Source organism: Microtetraspora fusca (assembly GCF_001570365.1).
Taxonomy (GTDB): Bacteria; Actinomycetota; Actinomycetes; order Streptosporangiales; family Streptosporangiaceae; genus Microtetraspora; species Microtetraspora fusca.
The window spans coordinates 262,714-282,035 of record NZ_BBYK01000044.1 but is presented as its reverse complement, the minus strand read 5'-3'; the positions used below and the strand labels follow the sequence as shown (position 1 = coordinate 282,035).

General features: G+C 72.6%; 8 protein-coding genes. 3 read left to right on the top strand and 5 right to left on the bottom strand.

Annotated features, from left to right (window positions below):
• Nucleotides 1-42 precede the first annotated feature (42 nt).
• The 3 genes from AWQ68_RS13815 to AWQ68_RS13805 are packed head-to-tail and all read left to right on the top strand — an operon-like array spanning nucleotide 43 to nucleotide 11,907.
• Complete coding sequence (locus tag AWQ68_RS13815; RefSeq protein ID WP_066940151.1) at nucleotides 43-10,719, top strand: WXG100-like domain-containing protein; 10,677 nt, start codon at nucleotides 43-45, stop codon at nucleotides 10,717-10,719.
• A gap of 26 nt (nucleotides 10,720-10,745) precedes the next feature.
• Complete coding sequence (locus AWQ68_RS13810) at nucleotides 10,746-11,273, top strand: hypothetical protein (protein WP_066940149.1); 528 nt, start codon at nucleotides 10,746-10,748, stop codon at nucleotides 11,271-11,273.
• Entirely contained in the window at nucleotides 11,266-11,907 is a 642-nt protein-coding gene (locus AWQ68_RS13805; protein ID WP_084463954.1) for a hypothetical protein, read from the top strand. Before AWQ68_RS13810 ends, AWQ68_RS13805 begins: the two co-directional genes overlap by 8 nt.
• 8 nt (nucleotides 11,908-11,915) lie before the next feature.
• Here AWQ68_RS13805 and AWQ68_RS13800 read toward each other — a convergent pair whose 3' ends face one another.
• The 5 genes from AWQ68_RS13800 to AWQ68_RS13780 are packed head-to-tail and all read right to left on the bottom strand — an operon-like array spanning nucleotide 11,916 to nucleotide 19,201.
• Nucleotides 11,916-14,753, bottom strand: a complete 2,838-nt coding sequence (locus tag AWQ68_RS13800; protein WP_066940146.1) for a DUF5682 family protein — start codon at nucleotides 14,751-14,753, stop codon at nucleotides 11,916-11,918.
• A 49-nt stretch (nucleotides 14,754-14,802) separates the two neighbouring features.
• Nucleotides 14,803-15,918, bottom strand: a complete 1,116-nt coding sequence (locus AWQ68_RS13795; RefSeq protein ID WP_066940143.1) for an ATP-binding protein — start codon at nucleotides 15,916-15,918, stop codon at nucleotides 14,803-14,805.
• Between the two features lie 9 nt (nucleotides 15,919-15,927).
• Nucleotides 15,928-17,283, bottom strand: a complete 1,356-nt coding sequence (locus tag AWQ68_RS13790) for a VWA domain-containing protein (protein WP_066940139.1) — start codon at nucleotides 17,281-17,283, stop codon at nucleotides 15,928-15,930.
• Nucleotides 17,280-18,692 (bottom strand): hypothetical protein, encoded by a 1,413-nt coding sequence (locus AWQ68_RS13785; RefSeq protein ID WP_066940136.1) that lies wholly within the window; start codon nucleotides 18,690-18,692, stop codon nucleotides 17,280-17,282. Before AWQ68_RS13785 ends, AWQ68_RS13790 begins: the two co-directional genes overlap by 4 nt.
• Entirely contained in the window at nucleotides 18,692-19,201 is a 510-nt protein-coding gene (locus AWQ68_RS13780) for a hypothetical protein (RefSeq protein WP_066940133.1), read from the bottom strand. Before AWQ68_RS13780 ends, AWQ68_RS13785 begins: the two co-directional genes overlap by 1 nt.
• Between the last annotated feature and the right edge of the window lie 121 nt (nucleotides 19,202-19,322).

Genomic DNA, 19,322 nt, shown 5'->3' with positions numbered 1-19,322 from the left:
GTCCGGATGTGAACCCAGACTGAGCGGCGGAGCGGGGACGGCATGGCCACGAGCACGGGCACCATCGTCAACCAGGCCGGGCAGGCGACCCGGCAGGGCGTGGCCGTCCACATCGACAGGGACGTCACGCCCGCCTGGGAGACCGGTGCCCTGCCCGACTGGGTGGTCTACACCCTGGTCCCCCTGCTCTCGGCCGGGCAGGAGTGGCCGAAAGCCAGCGAGAGCAAGCTGTCGGAGCTGGCCCAGGCGTGGGAGGAAATGGCGGCCGGGCTCCCGCCGCACGCCGAGCCGGCCGGGAAGGCCGTCCGCACCGTCGTGGCCGGCTGGCAGGCGCCGGCGACGGCCGACTTCGTCGGCCGGGCGCAGAACATGTTCGGGAACCAGGCCGGCCTGAACGGCATCTCCCGCGGCGCGCTCGGCTACTCCGGGCAGGCGAGCGACTTCGCGGTCGAGACGCAGTACTCCAAGCTCTCCGTCAACGTGGCGTTCTGGGTGACGGCCGTCGCCATCGCCATCGCCATGTACGTCGCGTTCTTCACCGCGGGCTCGACCACGCCGCTCATCGGCCCGTACGCGCAGGCGGGCCGCGCGGCGATCGGCCGCATCCTCGCCCGGTTGGCCGCCGTCGCGGGACGCGGGGCCGGAGCCACCCAGGTCGCCAAGCTCGCGGCGCTCAGCGGCCCGACCGGGCGGAGTTTGATCGCACGGCTGCTCGCCTCCCCGCTCGGCCGGGAGCTCATCGAGGAGATGGGCGAGGAGTTCTTCATCGACGGCGTCGCCCAGTACCAGCAGATCCAGATGGGCACCCGCACCGATTGGGACTGGGACAAGTCCAAGGCCGCCCTCATCGGCGCGGGCACCGGTGCGGTGGCCGGCATGCAGCTGGCCGGCCCGATCTCCCGGATCACCAGTAACGTCCCCGGCTTCGCCGGGCGGGCCCTGAGCACCGGCGTCAGCAACATGGTCGCGTCCCCCGCCGGCAGCTACATCGCCAACGGCGTGGTGTACGGCGAGTGGAGCAACCCGTTCTCCGGCGAGTCTCTGGCGGGCGCGTTCTTCGGCGGTGTCGGACGCACCGGGTCGATCAGCCCGTTCAACCCCGAGGTCTACACAGCGCTCTCCCATCCGACCACCACGCTCGCCTCCGCGTACGACATGGCGGCCCAGTCGGACGCCCGCCGGATGGGCCTCACCATCGACCCGAACGCGGGCGGTGGATCGGGCGGCGACGCCACGGGCACCGGGGGCGCCCCGGGAGGCACCGGGGGCGGCGGTGCCGGGGGCGTGGTCGCCGGCGCCGGGGCGGGTGCGGGCGGCGGCGGCCGGGCCTCCGGCGGCGCCACACGCGGCGGTACCTCCGTGTCCACCCCCTCCGGAGGCGGTACGGCCTCGCGTACGGGCCCGGTCACCGCGGACGCGGAGGACGGCGGCCGTCGCGCCGTGGCCCCGACGGCCGCCGACGCGGAGGGCCGGGGCAGCCGGAGAAGCCAGCCCGACGACAAGACCCGGACCGACGCCGAGGCGAACTCCGACCCCGACACGAGCGGCGACACAAGCCCCGACACCGCTCCGCGCGCGGCGAACGACGCGAAGACCGACACGGACCGCCGGGCGACCACCGACACCGACGAGGCGGCGGCGACCACGCCGGACGAGGAGGCGCGGGACAAGGCCGGCGAGCAGGAGACACGTCCCCGGGTGGCGGTGCCGGACGAGCAGGCGACCACGCCGGACGTCCGGCCGGACGCCACGACCTCGCCGGACGCCACGGCCCGTACCCAGCCGGATGCCGCACCCGCCGCGCCCGACGCACGGCCGGAGGCGTCGCCCGTCGCGCCCGAGACGCAGCCGGACGCGACGTCGGCCACCCCCGACCAGTCGACCGATCCGGCTCCGGCGGCATCCGACGCGGAGACCAGGACGGACGGCTCCCCCGACGGCGCTCCCACCACCGACACCGGCGCGACCCGGGACACCGCTCCGGCTCCGGACAGCGGTACGGTCACGGACGGCGACACGGCCACGGACGGCGACACGGGCGCGGCGGTGGCTCCGAACAGCACGCCGGACGCCCGGCCCGCGCCTGACACGGCACCCGACACGGCACAGGGGGAGGCCACACCGACCACGCTCGCCCAGGAGGAGACGAACCCCCACTTGGCTCGGGCCAGGGAGGCGGTCTTCCGGGCACTGCTCGACGGCCATCCGAATGCCGTTCTGCTCCCTGACGGTGGCCTCATCGTGCCGCTTCAGGGAGCCGACGTCGTCGTCCCTCCCGCCGCCGTGGCTCGCGTCATCGACAGTATGAGGCGGCGTTCGGCGCAGGTGGAGGACGACGAGGCGCTGCAGGCGGAGGCGCTGGCCATGCTCGACGAGCAGTTCGCCGCCGACACCACGCCCGAGGACGCGTACGCGGGCGACCTCGCCCCCGGGCAGCCCGTCGGCCTGCGCGCGGACGCCGCGCTCGACTACGCGCTGAACCGTCTGGCACCGGGGGCCGTTCTGCTGGCGGACGGCGGGCATCTCGTGTCCGACGAGTCCGGCCACTACGTGATCACGCCGAGGATGCTGCGCGCCGTCCGCTCCGTCCTGGAGGCCGCCGCGGCGAACGGTCATGACGCCGCCGCGCTGCGAACCCAGGCGCTCCTGGCCATGAGCCAGGCGATGGCCGTCAGCCAGGAGACCTCGCCGGCCCCCGAGCCGGTCACCAGCCGCCCCGGCACCGTCACGTCCCGGCCGATCGCCGGCACCTGGTTCGTCCCTGACGGCCGCCCGAACCAGCGCCTCACCGACGACGAGGTCAGCGCCGAGGTCGAGAAGCTCCTGGCGTCCCAGTTCACGGTCGGAGAGGTGGAGAGCTGGGCCTGGTCCCGCAGCGAGGCGACCCTGGTGGTGAAAAGCACGGACCATGGCACGCAGCGCTTCCGGATCGTGATCGGTGGCCTCGACTCCCGCCTCATGGCCGAGACCCACGTGAACCGCAGCGGCGGCGACCAGATCATCCACATGGCGCCGCACATGGCCCCGGACCAGATCGCTCGTGTCGTGCTGCACGAGATCACCGACACTCTCCACGAGCTGAGCCGGCCCGAACAGGGTGTCATCCGCAGGACGCTCTTCCGCCGGGGCCGACAGCAGAACGAGCTCGACGGATGTGTGCCGGCCCGGCTCAACGAGTACGCCTACCTGGTCCACAAGTGGCAGGACGCGACGTCCGCGGACGAGCGCTGGAAAATCCAGGTCGATCTCGACGGCATCGCCCGTGACCTCCGCGAGCACGGGCAGATCCCCCCGCCGCCGCCCTGGGGTGTGACGCCTCCCGTACGCCAAGTTCACGCGCCTACTGTGGCCGACGCGGCGTTGGCCGAGCTGCGGCGGCTGGTCGACGATCTCGGCGGGGCGCGGACCGAGCTTGCGGACCGGGCCAGGCCGTACCTGGCCGAGCTGCAACGCGTCGCCGACGATCTGACCCGGGCCGAGGAGGAGCTGAGGAAACAGGCAGAGTCGCACGAAGACACCGCGGGCAAGGCGGAGGAGGAGGCGAACGCCGCTAAGGACAAGGCCGGCGAAACCGCCGCGATGCGCGACCGGGGCAAGGAGGCGCGCAAGGCGAATCACGAGAAGGCGGAGGCGCAGCACCGGGCCAAGCAGGCCAGGCACCTGCGGATCGCCGAGGCGTACGCGAAGGCGCGGGAGAAGGCGGAGGCGGCGAGGAATGCCTACAGGCAGGTGGCCGGCCTCGTAAGACTGGCCGCGACGTCGTCGAACCCCCAGGAGGCGTCCCTGGCCATGTCGCGGCTCACCAGCCTGCTGGCGGACGCCCGTACGCTCCACGATGAGTACCTGAAGTCGGTGAACGCGGCCCTCCCGCCGGAGGTGTCGCTGCCCTCGGCGCTGCCGACCCGCAACCTGGCGCACCTGACGCCGTTGACCGACATGATCAACAAGGTGCTCGCCGAGAACGGCTCCCCGCGTCGGTTCACTCCCCGGAAGCTGGAGCACATCCTCCGGGCCGACTTCCGGAAGGTCGTCTCGCCGGACGGCGCGATCCTCCGCATCGGCACCGGGAAGTCGGCGGTGGAGCTGAAGATCCGGCTCAGCCTCTCCGACATGGTCCAGATCATCGATCCGGAGATCGTGGCCTCGGAGATCATGCTCGGCGTCATGCCGCAGGGAGGCCGTTCGGCCCGGACCGGCGAGGCGGGCAGCGGCGGCCTGACGGTGCCGGTCGGCCCCGGGCTGATCGCCCCCATGGTCCCCGAGGAGCACATACGAACCGCGCTCGAAATCATGGGCAATGTGGGGATCAACGTATCCTTCGGGCGCTCGTGGTCGCGCGGTCCCGGCGCCGCCGACTACGCCCTCGCGGGCGCGGTCGAGGACAACCGGGGAGAGTCCCTGCTGTTCGACGCCGCGGCCACCTGGTCGGTGAGCGTGCGCACCCCCCGCCAGAGCACCTGGCAGGAGGTCGGGACGATCAGTTCCGGGGCGCCGGGGGACGCTCCATCACAGCGGATCTGGGTCTCGCACGCCTACACCGTCGGGCCTCCCGAGAGGACGGCCACCATCGACCCGGGCAAGGAGAGCCACCGGCTGCCCGAGCACTTCGTCAACGGCCTGACCGGGCTGGACCAACTCGCCGACGACGTCATCGGGCGCCTCCACGAGGGTCTGGGAAGGGTCCGCGGCCGGGCGGGAGTGGAGCCGCTCCACGAGAGGGAGACGAGGATCGGCCGCATCACCCGGCAGCAGATCCTTACGATGATCAACGACGAATTGCCGGGCCGGCTCGGGGAGGCGACCGATCCCGATTACGGGATGACTCGCGTGATCACCGACAGGCACGGCCGGCCGGTGGCCACCGTGACGATCAGGACAACGGTTCAGAAGGACAGTGCCGTCCTGGTCGGCCAGGCGACCCGTGACCACTGGCAGGAACGGCTACGGGTGGGCAACTCCAACGCCACCGGCAGCGAGTCGTTCAACGGATCCCTCTCCGCGTCGGTCAGCGCACTGCCCATCCCCGTCCTCGGCGACATGATCGGCGGGGTTCCGGTTCCCGGCGGTTACGGCGATGTCGACGTGACCGCCGGGGCCGGGCGCGGAGTCTCCCGTTCGCAGTCGTCGTTCGCGAACGGGAACGCCATCCACCCCAGCGTCCAGCGCTACACGGGACACACCCAGGGGTACCAGCTCACGCTGAAGCACGAGGTCACCATCGTTCTGGCCGACGGTTCCAGAGTGCTCGACAAGGTGACGGGCACGAGCGAGGGACTGTTCCGGATGCCGGAGACCGACGCCTACCGGTACGGCCTCCCGGTCGACGAGGCGGCGCTGCTCACGCTGCCCAACGGCAAGCCTCGGCGGGATCGGCACGGCGACCAGATGCTCAGAGGGGACCCGGAAAGATCGCGTCCGCCGGGCCGGAAAATGGAGCTGCCGACCTGGCTCCGGCCGCCGCAGCTCGGGCGCCGTGGGATGGCAGCCGCGAACCAGACGGCCACGGACCAGGCGGCGATGCACGGCGCTGGTCCGGCGCTGGTCCAGCGGCTGACCGGCGTGGACGAGGTCAGGAAGCAGGTCCTGGAGAAGCTCGCCGACCTCGGCCTCGTCCCGAAGTTCGAGAACGGCGTCCCGCAGTACTCCCGGCTCCCGATACAGCGGGCCGGACAGATGGCGAACCTGCGCGAGGTGCTCGAACAGCTCTCGTCGCAGCGCCTGGAGACCGGATACGACCAGGCGGCCCAGGACGGCATCCCCATCACCCTGACCCGCGACGGCTTCGGCCGGTCGTCGCGCACGTACACGCTGCTCGTCCGGCTGGAGCAGGATCACGACGCGGCGACCTACCTCGGGCGCACCGACACCGAGGCCGTGGTCAACCTCGACATCGGGTCCGACACCGCCGGGCGCGGCAGCGGCCGGAGCTGGACCGGCAGCCTGGACGTGCCGTACAGCACGTCGGAGGGGTCGGCCGAGGGTGAGGACGGGCAGACGCGAACGCACGAGCGCAAGAAGGGTGGCAACTACACCCGCTCGACCGGTTCCAGCGTCGGCGGCACCGTCAACCGGGTGACACTCGTGGAAAGCGGCGGCGAGGTCGCTCTCTTCGACGTGCCCCACAAGGTGGTGGTCGACATCGTCGCGGACGACAAGGTCGTGGATCAGGTGTCGGGGGACGGCAGCGCGCGGCTGGTCTTCGCGACCGACCTGCTCCCCGTGGACACGCCCCATCAGCCGCACAAGGTGGGCCGGCTGACGGAGGAGGTGCTCAGCCGGGCGACGCTGCTGCACATGGACACGACCGGCATGCTGGAGCGGGTGCGGCAGGTGCTGCCCCGCAGCATGCGTCGCGACTCCGCCGCGTACCACCACTTCGTGGCGTTCAGCAATGTGCGCAACCTCATCGCGCATCCGGAGTGGCGCAACTCGCCGTACGGCACCGGAGTGGGCGTCCGGCCGCAGGGCGCTCTGCCGACGGAGGCGTCGCTGACGATCAATGGCAGCTTCGGTGAGGCGTCCCTGGTCGGCGTCGCCGACCTCGTGGTGGGCGACATCAACTTCACCATGGGCAGCGCCGGCGTGAGCTGGGGCCGGGGCTGGGGCACCTCCGGCGGCTCGTCGAACAGCATCTCCGACTCCGACGGCCACGGCGCCGCCCACCAGGGTGGCGGTGGCAGCCACACGGGCTCGGGCGGCCGCTCCAGATCTCACGGCCAGCTCGACATCTGGGGCCGGGAACAGCTCATCATCGAAACCGGCAAGCAGTACATATTCCGCGGCACCGTCGACTTCGCCCTGGAGGGCAAGGAAAGCGTTCCGGACTTCACCGAACTCGGCGGCAGCGCGAAGGCCACGACCGGCAACGCGTCGTTGAACGGCCGTCCCGTCGTCTACTCGATTCCGGAGTACGACGCGCTGACCTTCTACACCGAGGGCAAGCTCGATCTTCCGCTGAGCCAGGTGGCCGACGCGGTGGAGAGGTTCGTGAACGGCAGCCTGACCCTCGACCGGACCCTCGCGACCTCGCTGGTCCAGAAGTACCTGGTCGAGCTGAAGCAGGCACGCGACGCGGGGAAGAACGTCTCGTTCGCCGACGGACACACCGCCGACACCCTGCTGCCGGCCCTGATCAAGGTGAGCGGCCTGGAGCAGGTGGACATCGACCCGAAGGGCCTGGCGGAGCAGGAGCGGCTCGATCGGGCGCTGAGCGAAGCGGCGGATCTGACCCGGAAACTGCGCCAGGTCAGGGTGGCCCCGCACTACGACGGGACCGTGGGGTTCGCCGCGGTGGAGACCTTCGCGGTGACGGACAAGACCGCGTCCGTCACCGTGCTGGACGCGGTGCAGACCGCGATCGACGAGGCGGCGCCCGGCGCGGTCGACAGCAGCCCCGTCATGCGCCGGAGCCTCAACGTCGACTTCGCCGGAGACCGGGTCCGGGGGCACGTCAACGACATGCTCAGCCCGCGGGGCTACGTCAAGACCTACGAGACCCTGGCCGACCCGTCGAGCGGCCGGGCCGAGCTGGTCACGGTCCGGGCCAAACTGGTTCCGGTGCCGGGCAGCGCCGAACTCGTCGGTCGCACCTACGACGCCGGCCTGATCCAGCAGGACTATCTCTACCGGGAGGTCTCCGACTCCGGTTCGTACAGCGGCTCGCACTCTTTCAGCCTGTCGGGCTCGGGAGACGGGTCCGGCGCGGGCGCCGACGGCAGCGTCAGCACGGATCGGGGCCGCTCGTACGGGGCCGCCAGCACGGAGCAGGTCACCAGGCTGCAGCGCATCGCGCAGTTCGGCGGGGTGGACCGGGTCCAGCAGCGGTACCAGTTGGTGATCGAGGTGGAACGCACGCCGGTGCGGATGGGACCGGGGCGCCAGCCGGCGCGCCATGCCCTCGACAGGGTGAAACGCCGAGGCGACGGCCGGTCCACGAAGACGTTCGACGCCGTCCTGGTCCGCCGGATGCCGATCGGCATGACCCGGCCGGTGAACGACAGCACGGCGGAGCCGGACTGGATCACCGACACCAGGCGGGCGGAGCTGCCGCCCGCCCACTATGTCAGCTCGGTGCACAACGCCCAGGACGGCCGCCCCAGCCTGTACGACGCGGTCCAGAAGCAGTTGACGTCAATGGTGGGCGCCACCGCGGCTCGGGAGCAGATGGCGGAGCTGGAGGCTCGGCTATCGCCCATGTCGATGACCGCCGCCTTCGGGCAGATGGCCGCCCCCGGCGGCCACGAGTTGGTTCCGACGATCCGTAAGGGAACCACGAGCCAGGGCGTGGACGTCCGTGTCGAGGCCCATCTCTCCGACCTTCAGGTGGTGTCCGGCCCCGTCGTGGTCGCCCCGAATGGGGACATTCCGGTCGAGGCCGAGCTCGGTGTGGTCGATCGCGTCCAGCACACCTCGTCCATCTCGACCTCTCGCGGCCGGCTGCTCCCGATCAGCAGCGGAGTGGGCGGGCAGACGGCCTTCGGCCACATCTCGGCGAGCGTGGGAGAGCAGGCGTCGGACGGTGTCAGCGACAACAGCGGCCTGCGCAACGAGGCCAGCACGTTCGAAAGGGCGAGGGTCGTCACCGTCCGGGCCCGGGTGGACTACGATCTCACGTTCCAGCACAAGACGCGGTCGACCGACGGCAACGAGGCTCCCTTCAGGACCCCGGTGAGGCTGCCCTCCGCCGCCTCCGGCGAGGTGCTCGTGGTCATGTTCGAGGCCGACTTCAAGGAGATGCAGGCCCGCATGGAGGCCGGGGTCCAGGCACGACCCGGATGGGATTTCACCGACGAGTCGCAGCCGAGGTCCGCGCTCAAACAGCCGGAGGGTCCCCACCAACGACTGGATCCCAGTGATCTGCTCGGGCACGCCACCAGGGCGAGACAGCAGGCCAGGGACGAGGGCCAGGTCGTCCGGTTCACCGTACGAGACGGACAGCACGCCGACATTTACCTGGCCGCCCCGGACGGCTCCCTGCACAGCGTGAAGCCGGACGGCGGGTTCACCGAGGCGGTCGCCACGCTGCCGCCCCACGTGCTGGACGCGGCGGCGGGCCTCGACCTGCGGCAGATCTTCACGGACCCGCAGAGGTCGGGCACGTTGACCGACCGGGTGATGGCCGCGCTGGCCGACCAGAACGTCGAGCCGGCGGCGCCGACGCCGGTCTGGCCGTCGGAGTCCGCCGCGCCCGGCGCCGAGGCGCAGGGCGGCAGCGTGGGGCAGAGTGCGGCCGGGGCGCCGTCGCCGGCGCTGCCGGGCACGCCCTTCGACACCCAGGCCCGGCCGGCGGGGGTGCCCGACCTGACCGTGACGGAGCTGGTCGGCCAGAACATCTCGGTCGCCGACTTCGGCGGCGGGGTCACCGCGCTCGACTGGAGCACCGACCAGGGCGTTCCGATCGCACCGGACGCGCCGCCCGCCGACCTCGACGGCGCGGTCGTCGCCGTCACCACGCCGACGAACGGCGTGCAGCACGCCCGCGTCGTCGTCGGCGATCCCGGGGAGGGCCGGACCGGCTACACGACGTACCGTTCCGGGACGCCCGAGGACCCGCACATCATCACGATCGCCCCGCGTACGGACCCGGCCGTGGTCTCCTCGGTCCTGGTGCACGAGATCTCGCACGTCGCCGACCAGCATGCGGCGGAGGCGGCGGGCGCGCCGCAGGGGGTGATCCGGTCCTCGCTGCCGGAGCACGCGCACGAGGAGGGCACCGACCACTGCCTCACCCCGCGCCTCAACGAGCACGCGCATCTTTCCCGCAAGTGGAGCGAGACCACCGATCCGGTGGTCAAGGCCCGCATCGCCGAGGCGATCGACGCCATCGCGGACGACATCGCCGGGCGCGGGCACACCCCGCCCGCGCCGCCCTGGCAGGCGACGGAGACCACGACGGAGTCGAGAGCCAAGCCCTCGATCGCGGACCTGCTCAACGGCGACGCCTCACCCGCTCCCGCCGCGCCCCAGGCCGTCCAGGCCCGGCCGCTCACGCTGCCGGAGCGGGCCGCCGCCGACGCGGCCGAGCGGGCCGCCGCCGACATGGGCGCGAGCGTACGGCGGCTGGGCGGCGGCCTGCTGGAGGTCACCGTGCCGGGCGGGGAGACCGTCACCGTCCGGGTGGGGTCCGCTCCGGACCCGGGGACGGCGGCGGACGTGGACGTCCCGGTCCGGCCCTACCTCACGATCGGAGCCAACCAGCGGGCCGCGGCGGCGGCCGTGGCCCAAGCGGTGGCCGAGGCGTCCGGGCTGCCCACGAGCCCCACGGTGCTGTCCGGGGCGCCCGACGCCGACGCACTGACCGTCTCCGACGCCCGCGCCCTCGCAGAGCTGGGCGAGGCCGTACGCCAGGTGGACACGGCGACGCCCCAGCAGCGCGCGGCGCGGCTGCGGGTGCTGGTCGAGATCGCCGGGCGGCTGGGGCTGGCGGCGGGCGGCGCCGAGCGGTTCCGGGGGCTCGCGCCCGACCCGCTGCTCGACCGGATCGCCGCCCTGGTGGACGGCCCCCGGCCCTCCGGCGTCCGGGAGTTCCTGGAGCGGGGACGCCGCCTCAGCGACGTCACCGGCTGGCAGCCGCCGGAGGAGGACGACGACGAGGACAGGCGGCTCGGGCCGGACGGCGGCGAGGACTGGGATCCGCTGAAGGACGACGTCTGCCGGTGCCCGGCTGAGGGGCCCTGCGTCTGCGGCCGGCGCGGCGAGGCGGTCCTGGCCGAGGCATGATGGGGATTCCCTAGGAGAGGACGGCTATGACGTTCGCGGTCGCGCGGACCAGGGACGAGGCGCATCTCTACCTCGACCTGCATCCGTGCAAGCAGTGCGGTTCCGTGGAGACGACCTGGGACAGGGGCCTGGCCAGCATGGACGGCGCGCTCGTCGACCGCTACGCCGGCACCTGCGAGGACTGCGGCGCGGAGCGCGAGTTCCTGTTCGGGCTGCCGGAGCGGCCGGTCGCGTCGGCGGGCTATCCGACGTTCGGCGGATCGGAGCCCTCCCAGCTCCTCGACGCCGGCGAATGGATGTGGGTGGCCGACCTGACCGCGGGAAACGTGCCGGTTGACGATCCGGCCGAGGCGCGCCGCGCGCTGTCGGTCGCCGCGGCGGCGGTCGAGGAGATCGTCAAGTTCATCCCGCCGGGCGAGGAGGAGGTCCCCGACGACGGGTTCTGGTCCGAGCGCGGAAGGCAGATGCGCGCGGCGGAGCCGGGCCGCTTCCAGCTCGACCGGCTGCTGATCGTCCGCGACACCTACCGCGATCTGGTGGCCCGGCATGGCTGACCGCGAGAGCCCCGCCGGCCCGGGAGGGGAGGGCGCGGCGGCTCACCCCGGCGGACCGGGGTTTTCCGGCGGGGGCCCGGCCCGCTCGCTGGTCGAGGCGTACGTCTACCTGGACGTGACGGGCGGCCCCGGAGGCCGCAGGGCCGCCGAGCACGCGGTGCTGTCCGAGGAGGAGGACGGCTGGCGGGTCACGCTCGACGACGCCGAGGTCTTCGTCCCGTACGTCGCGGAGGCGGAGGTACGGCGCGAGGACCTGACGTTCGGCTCAGGCGTCTCAGAGCTGATCGACCCCGGCCAGTGGGTGCAGATCGGCACCACCTACGCGCGCAGGGCGCTGGAGGCGTCGCTCTTCTTCGCCGCCGACCCGTCCTCCGACGAGCGATACATGGACATCGTCACGGACTGGCGGTTCGCGGCCGACGCGGTGGCGGAGGCGCTGAAGTTCGTCCCGGACGACGCCGACGCGTTGCCCGAGGCGTCGTTCTGGACGGAGCCGGGGCGGGAGGCGTACGAGCGGGAGCCCGCCCGCTTCACCCGGGCGAGGATGGAGGACGACCTCGCCTACTATCGGACCTCCCTTGACGGCTTCGTCCGCCTGCACGCCGAGGACGACGGGGACGACGACCGTCCCTGATCCGGGTGCTATCGCTCGAGCAGGGCCGCGAGGGCGGTGGTGGTCTCGGGATGCCGGGCCAGCAGCGCGCCCGCCTCCCCGCTGTCCGCGCCGACGCCGGTGATCTCCTGCCATCCGCCGTCGCATCCGAGCAGGGCGGCGACGGCGTCGCACGCCGCCCGGTGGCCCGCCAGCAGCTCGGCCACCGGCCCGCCGACCGGCGCGGTCCCCGCGTGCCCGCCCGGCCCCGCCTTCGCCGCGCCCGGCGGCCGGCCCAGCCACGGCGGCACGAACGCGTCCAGGGACGGCAGGGCCGCCGGGAACGTGCGGCCCGCCTCGCGTACGAGCACGGGCACCAGCTCGCCCGCCTGGTCGCGCAGCGTGGTGATCAGCTTGGGCAGCCACGGGAGGAGGACCGCGTCGGGCAGCCGCGCGAACGCCTTGGACAGCAGCTCGACCACGAACGGTGCCAGCGCGGGAGCGGGTTCGAGCGCCTGCACGAACCCGCTCAGGTACATCGGGAACGACGGGACCACGAGAGGGTTGGCGAGCAGCGCGTCGCACCGCTCCCGCAGCTCGGCCATCGGCAGCAGGCCGAGCTGGGACCGGGCCGCCCACAGCAGCGCCACCTTGGCGGGCGCCTCGGGGTGCGACTGCAGCACGGCGAGTTCGAGCTGGGCGCGGTCGCAGCCCAGGGCCAGCGCGAGGCTCTCCATGCTGAACAGGAAGCCGAGCATCGCGGCCACCTGGCGTACGCCGGTCTCCTCGTCCACGAAGGCGGTCGGCAGCAGGGTGCAGTAATGCGCGTACCCGGCGGTGACGAACGCCTCGCACCACCCCGGCAGCGCCGGCTCCGTGGCGCGATAGTAGGTGAGCAGGCGGCGGATCCGGCGCAGCACCTCGGGGGCGTCGTCCACCGTGCGCTCGGCGGACAGCAGCTCGACGGCACGCGCCCCCAGCTCGTCGGCGAGTCGGCCGCCGCCCAGGTACAGGACGGCGTCCTCGACGGCGCCGAGCGCGACGGCCGCGGTCGCCTTGGGATCCCACACCGTACGGCGGAGCCGCTGCTCGAGCACCTGCTCGATGGTGATGCCCTCGTAGCCCAGCTCGATGATCGACCGCTGGTGGCGGCCGATCGCGAGGTCCCAGCTCTCCTGGGTGGACCGCTCGCCCAGCCGTCGCTCGCCCATGATGGGACGTACCGCGTCCTCGGGCAGCAGGCGGCGCAGGATCCACAGCAGGTCCGAGCAGCCGGTGAGCTCCGGGTTCGTGGAGAGGTCGAGCAGCGCCCGCTGGATGGTGCGCTTCTCCAGGTCGACGCCGAGCGGCTCCAGCCGGTCGTACACGTCGCGAGCCAGCGGCGGCAGGGCCTCGTACCCCACCTGGCCGATCCGGTCGCCGCCAAGAAGGATCTCGCACAGGCGGCGTACGTCGCGGCGGCCCGGCACGACATCCTTCTCGATGCAGGTGACGGCCGCGTCCTGGAAGTCGTACGGCGTGGGCCTGGCCCGGTTGCGCATCCCGGCGAGCAGGACGGACGTCTCGAAGACGGCGATGGCGTCCGCCGTGCTGGCGAGGTAGCCGTTGCGGCGGGCCAGCCGGACGATGTCCACGCACCAGCCGAGCAGCTCGGCCTCGTCGAGGCCGTCCTGTTCCGGAGGGCTCGACAGGAAGCCGGACAGCCGGTCGGCGGCCGGCGTCGCCGCCGTCGAGGGCGGCGGCAGCGGGGCGCGCTTGGCCCGCTTCGCGGCCCCCTTCTGGCCGTCCAGCCGGAACGGCGTGTCACGGAAGCGGGTCACCGCCTTGCTCCAGGTGGCGGCGGCGATCGACACCGTGCCGGAGGCGAGGCCGAACTGCGCCTCGATCGCGGAGTGGCTGGACGGGATCAGCCCGTACCGCCAGCGTGTCCCGGTCCGGGGGCTGATCTCGTACGGCGCGTCCGATGCCAGCCCGAACTGCTCGACCCGGCTCGCGGCGTGGTAGGCGCCGCACACGTACAGGCAGTCGGCCGGGTCGGCGCCGGACGCGGCGAGGTGCTCGCGCATCCGGGTCCACATGTAGCGCTCGCGCTCCTCGTCGCGCGCCACCCGCTCGTCCTCCGACGGCCGCAGCCGGCGGAACAGGCTGCCGATGAGCACCATGACCTGGCGATAGGTGTCGTAGTCCGCGCCGGTGAGCGGCTGCTCGACGTACTGGTCCCACCACTCGGACCAATGCCGCACCTTGCCGTGGTGCAGCAGGTGCGCCTCAAGCTCGGCGAAGCGCGGGCGCAGGTCGCCGATCTCGATGCCGACGGCGTCGCCGTGCAGGGCCGCCTCCTCGGCGCGTTCGGCGTCCTCGTCGCCCTCGGACGGCGCGGGCCGAGCGGGCTCGTCCGGCAGCCACTGGAAGACGTGGTCGGTCGAGCGGTCCACCAGCACCAGCTCGACGCCCGGCGTGTCCAGCGCGTACGCGATGGCCTGGTACTCGGCGGACGCCTCCGTGATGGGGGCGACGACGCTGAGCGGCCCCGCGCCGGGCGGGAAGCCGTCGAGCTCGGACGCGAAGGCCTGCAACGCCACGGGCAGGCGGCAGTTGCGCAGCTCGTCGAGCAGCGGCCGCAGGTCCTCGCACAGCTCCAGGTAGACGACCTTGGGCTGCTTCTCGCGCAGGCGGCGCACCATGGCCAGGGCCGAGGCCGGCGAGTGGTGGCACACCGGGAAGATCTCCAGCTCCTCGGCCAGCGCCCGGTCGACGTCGTCCACGATGCCCGACAGGATGCCGGCCAGCGCGTCGGACGCGGCCTCGGCGGTCCCGGTCGTGTGGGCGAAGGTCCTGGCGGCGTCGAGGAGCTGCCCGCGGAGCGCGTCGAACGTGTCCGGAGTCATGGAATCTCCTTGCGCGTGGAGACCCCCGGCCTCGGCCGTGGGAAGGGGGTCACGAGAGCGTCGCGATGGCCTCGCGGCCGCCTTCGAGGAACTCCTGCCAATCCCCGCCGTCCTGCTTGCCGCGCGGCTCGACCACGCCGTGCCAGTACTTGTTCAGGATGGCCAGGTCCTCCGGGCTGCGGCGGGCGAGCGACCCCACGAGCGAGCCGGCGAGCGTCCGCGCCCGCAGTGTTTGGTCACCGAAGAAGTGGCTGTGCAGGATCGCGTCCTCCAGTACGCCGATCTGCTCGGCGGTGGACAGCGCCGACTCCAGCCTCTCGTCGTCGCTGGTCGCCGAGGCCGCGGCGGCGCGCAGGTCGGCGAAGCTCTGCAGCAGGATGTCCAGCAGCGTGGGCGGCAGGTCCAGGTCGATCCGGTGCCGGCGGAGCAGCTCGGTGGTGCGGAACCGCACGATCTCCGCCTCGCTGCGCCGGCTGGTCACCACCGGGATGCGGACGAAGTTGAACCGCCGCTTCAGGGCGGAGGAGAGGTCGTTCACCCCGCGGTCCCGGCTGTTGGCCGTGGCGATGATCGAGAAGCCCGGCTTGGCGAACACGATGTTGTCGTCGTCCAGCTCGGGGATCGACACGTACTTCTCGGAGAGGATCGAGATCAGCGCGTCCTGCACGTCGCTGGTCGAGCGGGTCAGCTCCTCGAAGCGCCCGATCACGCCGCCCTCCATCGCCGTCATGATCGGCGATGGGATCATCGACTCGCGGGACTGGCCCTTGGCGATCACCATCGAGACGTTCCACGAGTACTTGATGTGGTCCTCGGTGGTGCCCGCGGTGCCCTGCACGACGAGGGTCGAGTTGCGGCAGATCGCCGCGGAGAGCAGCTCGGCGAGCCAGCTCTTCCCGGTGCCCGGGTCGCCGATCAGCAGCAGCCCCCGGTCGGACGCCAGGGTCACGATGCTGCGCTCGACGAAGCTGCGGTCGCCGAACCACTTCTGGGAGATCTCGCGGTCGAGCCCGTCCGAGCGCTCGGAGCCGAGCACGAACAGCCGCACCATGCGGGGGCTCAGCCGCCACGAGAACGGCTTGGGTCCGTCGTCGATCGACTCCAGCCAGTCGAGCTCCTCTGCGTACTTGACCTCGGCGGGGGCACGCAACATGTCGTCGGTCATCGCGGTCTCCTAGGTGAGGAAGCTCTTGAGCTCGAACACGAGTTTTCGGATGTGGCCCGAGATCACGGGGGTCCCCAGGTCCTTGAGGTTCTGACGGAACCACGGGTCCACGCTCTGGTGGCCGGAGCTGTTCACCGACCCGACGGGGATGAACTTCACGCCCGAGCGGTGCAGCGACTGGAAGTCGGTCAGCAGCGACCGGTTGTCGTAGAAGTCGGAGATCCAGACCATGACGGTGTTGCGCGGGTCGGCGATCTTCGGCCGGGCCAGGGCCATCGCGACCGTGCCGTCGGTGCCGCCGCCGAGGGTCGTCCTGAGCAGGACCTCGAACGGGTCGTGCACCCACGGGGTCAGGTCGAGCGCCCGGGTGTCGTACGCGATGAGATGCACGTCCACCTTCGGCAGCCCGGCGAAGATCGACGCCAGGATGGTGCAGTTCACCATCGCGTCGACCATCGACCCCGACTGGTCCACCACCACGATCATCCGTGCGGGCGTGGTCCGCCTGGCGGTGTGCCGGTAGTACAGCCGGTCCACGTAGAGCCGCTGGTCGTCCGGGCTCCAGTTGGTGAGGTTCTTCCAGATCGTGCGTTCGATGTCGAGGTTGCGGAACACGCGCTTCGGCGGCACGGATCTGTCGATGGAGCCGACGGTCGTCTTCTCGACCTGTGTGCGCAGCACCTCGGCGACCTCGTCCACGTACCTGCGGATCAACGCCTTGGCGTTGGCCAGCGCGACACCGGACAGGTTGGCCTTGTCCCGGAGGAGCTGCTCGATGAGCGACATGCTCGGCGTGAGCCGCCGCGCGAGAGCCGGGTCGGCCAGCACCTCGCGCAGCCGCATCCGGCGGACGAGGTCGCCCTCCAGACCGGCCAGCACGCCGGCCAACTCCTCGCCGCCCGGCCGGGACCGCAGTTGCCCCGGCTCGCAGCCGAGCGCGCGCTGGAACCAGGCGGCGTCCTGCTGCCAGTCGGCGAGCTGGGTGGCGGTCACGCTGCCCGTCCCGGTCGAGAACACGTTGAGCAGCAGCTTCGACACCAGGACGGCCCGGCGGACCTCGTCCGCGCCGACCCGCTCGGGGGCGGCGGCGTCCTCCGGCTCCGCCATCAGGTCCCGCAGCTCCTCGCCCAGCTCGGGGAAGCGCTGCACGAGGTTGTCCACCGACACCGAGGGGTCGAGCAGCGCGGGCGGCAGCCCGAGATCCCCGGCGACGGCGACGCTCGCCGCCTCAAGCGTCGGCTGCTCCTCCGAGTCGAACAGCCGGGCCAGCAGCCGCCAGTAGAGCACCTGCCGCCGGTTCTCGTCGGCGTTGACCTCCGGTGCGGCGGGCGGGTCGGCCGGGGGCGTGGTCAAGGGGTCGCTCATCGCCGCAGCAGCCGTCCGGCGCGCTCGCGCAGCACGGCGACCGAGTCGCCGGCCTTGGCCTCCGCCTTCATGACCTTCGGATCCGTCGGGCCGAGCGCCCAGTCTCCGTTGTGCGCGGTGACCGGCTTGCGCTTGACCGTCGCCTGTACGGCGAGGGGCTGCAGCGCCCACCTGCCGCCGTCCCAGCGGACCAGGCCGATGCACGCTGTGGAGGCCGCCACCAGCTCGGGCGTGAGCGGTCCGCAGGACGGCAGCCGCTCGACGTCGACCGCGAGCGGCCGCCCGCCGAGGTCGAACGTGACCTCGCCGCCGTCGGCTGCCGCCGTGTACCCCTCCACCAGCACGGGTTCGGATATCCGTACCGGATGGCGGTCGAGGGGCGGCACCGCCGGGGCGAGCGCGCCGCCGAGCAGGACGCGTGCGGTGGCGAACGGGTCGGCGGGCTCGCCGGCCTCGGCCCGGTCGTCGTGCCACACCAGGTCGCCGCTGTCGAGGATCGGCTGGTCCGTGATGTCCAGGCTGCGGTGCTCGGCCAGCGCGCCCAGCAGCACCGGGTGCCACTGGAGCAGCCGCCACAGGGCGGGGCCGACGATGGTGTCCACCTTCGGCGCGGCGACACTCGCCCGCACCAGCCGCGCCGGGCCGCCGTCCGCGGGCTCCAGCACGGCGTGGACCTGGATCTGCACCGCCGTGCCGTGCTCGTGGACGTCCACGCCGAGGAGCAGCAGCCGTCCCGACACCGTCGCCGCCGGTTCCGGCACGGCGGCGGCCGGGCCGCCGGGCTGCGACAGCAGCAGGGCGCGGGTCCACAGGTCCGCCCACCGCCGCGCGGGCAGCCGCTCCATCGTCGCGATCGGGCTCGATGCCCGCAGCTCGGCCGCCAGGCCGTCGAGCAGAACCGCCGTCCTGCGCAGCCCGGGTACGGCGAGCAGCGCCTCGATCGTCTGGTCGGCCGCGGAGACGAGGTCGTGGTCCACGCCGCGCCAGCCGGTGATGGCCAGCTCGTGCAGCCAGGACCGGCAACCGGCGAGCAGGTTGTCCGCGCCGGAGGAGGCCGCGGACGGCGACGCCTCCCACGGAGCCCTGGCCCGGCCCAGCGCGCCGTCGAGGCGGCCGAGCAGGGCGTCGTGCACCGCGCCGAACAGCGCCGCCCGGCCTCCCGCCAGCACGCTCAGGTGCTCGTCGGTGACCGAACCCGCGGCGATCTTCTCGGCCGCCTCGCCCGCCCGTACGCCGAGGGGGCTTCCGGCGAACGCGCCGGCCAGGGCGGACAGGGCGGCGGCGCGGTCCTCGCCCAGCCGGGCGAGCCCGTGGACGAGGGCGTCGTCGAAGCCCGCGACCAGGTCGAGGGCCTCCTCGACCCCGTGGAGGGGGCCGTCGAGCAGCTCGGAAAGGTTCACGGCGAGCATCAGCGGCCCGCCCCCAGCGCCGGGAACCAGTGCATCTCGGGGATGGGCGTCGTCGTGTCCGGGATCTCGAGATAGTTCAGGTGGCGGAGGAACCGGCTGAACACCGTGGCCGCCGGCGCGCGCTCGACCTGGCCGTTCATGCTGTCCACGAGGTCCGCGCCCGTGGAGGCGCCGTCACCGACGTCGACGCGGAGATAGCGGGCGACGCGGTCGACGCCGTACTGCAGCACCGCCTCGGCGGCGAGCAGGTGCAGGTGCTTGCACGGCGAGCTGCCGGACGGCAGGGCGCCGCACGGCCGGTTGTTGTTGGTGCTGCAGCTGTACGCGTGGGTGCCGGCGGTGAACGACGAGACGTACACCCGCTCGATGTCCGAGCCGCTCGACACGACGCCCTGCAGCCGCCCGTCGGCCAGCTCGACGAAGGGGACCTTCGCCAGCTTGCGCGGCCGGACGGGCGGAACGACCCGCACCGCGCTCCGCCGCTCCCATGCGGAAGTCTCCGCGTTCACGCCCTTCGACCTCCAGCCCGACGGCTCGCGGACGCCGGCCGGTGCGGCGGCGCGTGCGGGGGCACGTGCGCGAACGGCCGATCCATGATCGGCCAACTTACCCCATCATCCGACCTACCTC